Genomic DNA, 4,533 nt, shown 5'->3' with positions numbered 1-4,533 from the left:
CTGACTTCTTTCAGATTCCGCGTCACCACGGACACCCTTGTCTCTCTGGCTAGACGATTCCCACTACTAGGGCTCGTTAGGGACTTGCACCCATTAGACAACACACATGCTAGTCAAACAAAAAAAGCAGCAATGGCTACTACTCCATTGCTGCTTATTTTATATTTTACTGAACAATCTTAAAGCGGATACGCAAAGAATGAGCATGCTCATCCCAATTGGTACCCAACAGCACAAACTTGCCAATCTGGGCTGTAGAACGGACATGCTTGCCGATACATGGACAAACATCATAATCACCAATACGAACCAGACGCAAGGTCTCGCTCGCATCATCCGGCAGACGGTCTAACTTGACGTTAGCCGGAATGTGGTTACGATCCACAAACTCGTAAGTAACAGGCATATCAAGCTCTATCAGACGATTCATCTCCGTCTCAATCGCCTTTTCCTCCTGACGGGTAGGCTTATGATCGACCAAGAAAGTCATCTTGCTCTTCTTTCGCTCAATATGAGCATTCTTGCTGCGATCGCAGCCAAACATGCGAACCATCAACTGGTTGAGCAAATGCTCTGCCGTATGAGCAGGTGGGAACTCCTCCTTATGATGCTCATTCAATATGATATCACTTTCCTCCATCTTGACATTGAATTTATAGATTCTTACTCCGTTAGCATCCATTGATATCGGGAACACGCCATCCTTCTTCAACTCAACCTTCTGCTTGCCACCCGAGAACAGCTCTGTTACGAGCACCTCCTCTTCAGCAACATGGAAGAAATCGAAAGCATGACCAGGGATGCAAACCTGCAGCTGACGCGCCTCCTGGGCAAAGTTGAGCACAATCAGCATAGCCTCATCATCCTTCTTGCGAAGGAAGGCGAAATTGGTACGGGGATCGAAATTCTCTGAACCCGGATTCACATACATCAAATCGAAGGTCTCACCCTCGCGAATGGCTTTCTCTTCATTGGCAAAGCGAAGAAGCTGGCGATAAGTAGCTGCCAAATACTTCTGCTCCTGACTCAATGCCGAATCTGATGAATCCAGATAGGCATGCGCCAAAGTTTCCGGACTCCAATAGTCGAATATCGTGGTACGGCCATCCGTGCCGCTGAATCCTTCCTTATCCATTCCCTTCTCGCCGAATTCCTGACCGCTGTAAAGCATGAAAGGATTCTGCTGGAAGAAGAGACTCATGGCTGCTGCAGGAATCGCCTTCATGGCTGAGCCACAGAAGAAATCGCTGGCTATGCGCTGCTCATCATGATTCTCAAGGAAATAGAGCATGTGGTCGCGGATATCATCCACTACCTGCCACTCGTGAGTGATACTGGCTGCCGGACGCTCACCACGAACCACACCACGCAGGCAATCATACATACCTACCTTATCATAAAGATAATCGAAACCAGCCTTTACATAGTTGCGGTACTGGTTAGGATCGTAAACCTCGCCGATAACGACAATATGAGGATACTTCTCCTTCAATATTCCAGTAGCGTATGACCAGAATGCCGTTGGCACCATTTCTGCCATATCACAGCGGAAACCATCAACACCCTTGCTTGCCCAGAAGAGCAGGATATCCGTCATCTTGCCCCATGTGTTTGGCACCGGTTCATAATGATAGCTTCTGCCTCCTGCATCACAGTAATCTACACCGTAATTGAGCTTCACGGTCTCATACCAGTCGTTACAGCCAGGACGGTTATCAAACCGGTCGTTTCCTGTAGCTTTGGCCGGGCTCTCGGTATAAGGTTCATAAATCTTGGCATCCTTCGCAGAAAAAGCCTTGAACTCTGGTTTGGAGTGACGGATTTCATTCAAATCCAAATCGCCCCATGCATAATAGAAATTATTTCTGGTAGAGAAGTGCATGTTCGGATCATCATCTTCTCCCAAATCCCGTACACCTGTTGGTTTGCAAATGGAATGATACTCTCGGGCTACATGGTTCGGAACGAAATCCATGATTACTTTCATACCTGCCTTGTGAGTACGCTCAATCAGCTGCTCCCACTCTTTCATTCGCATACTAACATTCACAGCCAAGTCTGGATCGATGTCATAGTAGTCGGTAATTGCATATGGCGAACCAGCTTTTCCCTTCACTACCTCTGCATGCTGAGTAGGAATTCCATAAGAAGAGTAGTTTGTCTGAGTGGCATGACGAATCACACCCGTATACCAAATATGTGTAAATCCCATATCGTGGATGCGAGCCAAAACTTCATCTGAGAAATTATTCAGCTTTCCGCAACCATTCTCTTCGATGGCACCATTTTCCTTACAGGTTGCATTCTGGTTTCCGAAGAGTCGTGGGAGAACCTGGTATATAATAACTTTTTCCTTCATTTAGCGGCTTTACTAAAAAAAATGAAACGTTTTACCTTTCCAACAACGCCTTTGCCGAAAAGATAAAACGTTGAATAGTGTTATTGTTAATTAAGCAATACCGTGAGCGGCAACATTCTTGTCGATGCGGCCGATCATGCCCTGCAATGCCTTGCCAGGACCACACTCTGTGAAGTCATCAGCACCATCAGCAATCATAGCCTGTACAGATGAAGTCCAACGTACAGAACTTGTAAGCTGAGCGATGAGGTTCTGCTGAATCTCAGCTGGATCAGTATGAGGCTTACCGTCTACATTCTGGTAAACCGGGCATTTAGGAGCAGAGAATGTAGTCTTCTCGATAGCTGCCTGAAGCTCATCCTTAGCTGGCTGCATCAATGGAGAGTGGAAAGCACCACCTACCTTCAGAGGCAATGCACGCTTAGCACCGGCAGCCTTCAACTTCTCGCAAGCTGCATTGATAGCATCTACGTTACCAGAGATAACGAGCTGACCAGGGCAGTTGTAGTTAGCAGCAACTACCACGTTGCCTTCTGTGCTAACCTCAGCGCAGATTTCCTCAACCTTCTCATCTGGCAAACCGATGATGGCAGCCATGGTACCAGGGTTAGCCTCGCAAGCCTTCTGCATAGCATTGGCACGGGCAGCAACGAGTTTCAAACCATCCTCGAAAGCCATAGCACCGGCAGCAACCAATGCAGAGAACTCACCGAGAGAGTGACCAGCAACCATAGCTGGCTTGAACTCCTCACCCAGGCAAAGAGCAGAGATAACAGAATGGAGGAATACAGCAGGCTGGGTAACCTTGGTTTCCTTCAACTGATCGTCGGTACCGGCGAACATGATATCAGTAATCTTGAAGCCGAGAATCTCGTCGGCCTTATCGAAAAGTTCTTTTGCCAATGCGTTGTTATCGTAGAGGTCCTTACCCATACCTACGAACTGAGAACCCTGTCCAGGGAAAACAAATGCTTTCATTTTATCCTATTATTTTTTAAGTTTATAATAAATATTCCTGTAATGAATATGAATTCTTTGAATTCGACTGCAAAGGTACAATAAAATTCTGAGAATCAGCAGAGAATATTAAAAAATAACGTTATATATTCTAAATTACTACAAGAATGGTAAAAACTTTCCATTCAGAACGCAGAATAGAAACAAAAAAATCCCTAATGCCTTGCGGCAAAAGGGATCTTTATATTAATTTGCTTTACAGTGCGAAAATTATCGTACTTCATACAAATTGATTGAGCGAGGATTACTCAGCTGCTGGAGCCTCTTCCTCAGCTACAGCCTCAGCAGGTGCCTCAACTGGAGCCTCCTCAGCAGCAGGAGCTGCAACAGGAGCGTTCTCAGCAACAACGTTAACTGGAACCTTAACCTCAACCTCCTTGTGATAGTGTACAGTAGCCTCGTACTCACCAACCTTCTTAGCATCCTTCATAGTGATGATCTTGCGATCAACCTCGATGCCCTTCTTAGCGAGTTCCTCAGCAACAGTTGCAGCGTTAACTGAGCCATAGAGCTGACCAGTAGCGCTCACCTTAGCAGCGATAGTAAGAACGATGCCCTCGAGAGCCTCGCCCTTCTTAACAGCCTCAGCCTTGATAGCCTCAAGCTTATGAGCCTGCTGCTTCAAATCCTCAGCCAACTGTTTCTTAGCAGATGGAGATGCAATAACAGCCTTACCTGTAGGGATAAGGAAGTTACGACCATAACCACTCTTTACATTTACGATATCGTTCTTATATCCAAGACCGATAATATCTTGCTTCAAAATAATTTCCATTCTTCTTTATCCTCCTTAAATTACTTCATCAAATCGGTTACGTAAGGAAGCAAAGCGATCTGGCGAGCACGCTTTACAGCCTGTGCTACACGGCGCTGATACTTCAAAGATGTACCTGTGATACGACGTGGAAGGATTTTACCCTGCTCGTTCAAGAACTTCTTCAAGAACTCTGGATCCTTGTAGTCGATGTACTTAATACCGCTCTTCTTGAAACGGCAATACTTCTTCTTCTTTGTGTCGATAGAAGGAGCAGTCAAATAACGGATTTCTGATTTCTGATCTGCCATGATTAAGCCTCCTCTTTTTTACCAAGCTTTGCACGACGCTTCTCTGCGTAAGCGGCAGCATACTTGTCAAGTTTAACAGTCATGTAACGAAT

At 45.8% G+C, this 4,533-nt stretch carries 4 protein-coding genes and 1 pseudogene; all 5 read right to left on the bottom strand.

Annotation, left to right across the window (positions count from 1 at the left end; all coding sequences use genetic code 11):
• Nucleotides 1–166: 166 nt before the first annotated feature.
• Nucleotides 167–2,359, bottom strand: coding sequence for an alpha-amylase family glycosyl hydrolase (locus tag ACWJAO_RS13050; protein WP_449140564.1), 2,193 nt, complete (start codon nucleotides 2,357–2,359; stop codon nucleotides 167–169).
• A gap of 90 nt (nucleotides 2,360–2,449) precedes the next feature.
• The gene (fabD, locus tag ACWJAO_RS13045) at nucleotides 2,450–3,337 is read right to left on the bottom strand and encodes an ACP S-malonyltransferase (RefSeq protein ID WP_022121906.1); all 888 of its coding nucleotides are present in this window, start codon (nucleotides 3,335–3,337) and stop codon (nucleotides 2,450–2,452) included.
• Nucleotides 3,338–3,620: 283 nt separating this feature from the next.
• Nucleotides 3,621–4,151, bottom strand: coding sequence for a 50S ribosomal protein L9 (gene rplI / locus ACWJAO_RS13040; RefSeq protein ID WP_317597695.1), 531 nt, complete (start codon nucleotides 4,149–4,151; stop codon nucleotides 3,621–3,623).
• A gap of 20 nt (nucleotides 4,152–4,171) precedes the next feature.
• Nucleotides 4,172–4,441 (bottom strand): 30S ribosomal protein S18, encoded by a 270-nt coding sequence (gene rpsR, locus ACWJAO_RS13035; RefSeq protein WP_006847399.1) that lies wholly within the window; start codon nucleotides 4,439–4,441, stop codon nucleotides 4,172–4,174.
• Between the two features lie 2 nt (nucleotides 4,442–4,443).
• Nucleotides 4,444–4,533 (bottom strand): annotated as a pseudogene (locus ACWJAO_RS13030) (30S ribosomal protein S6); the annotation flags it as partial.

The organism is Segatella sp., from assembly GCF_977051555.1.
Note: the sequence above shows the minus strand (reverse complement) of the source record. Positions and strands in the feature narration are given on the sequence as shown.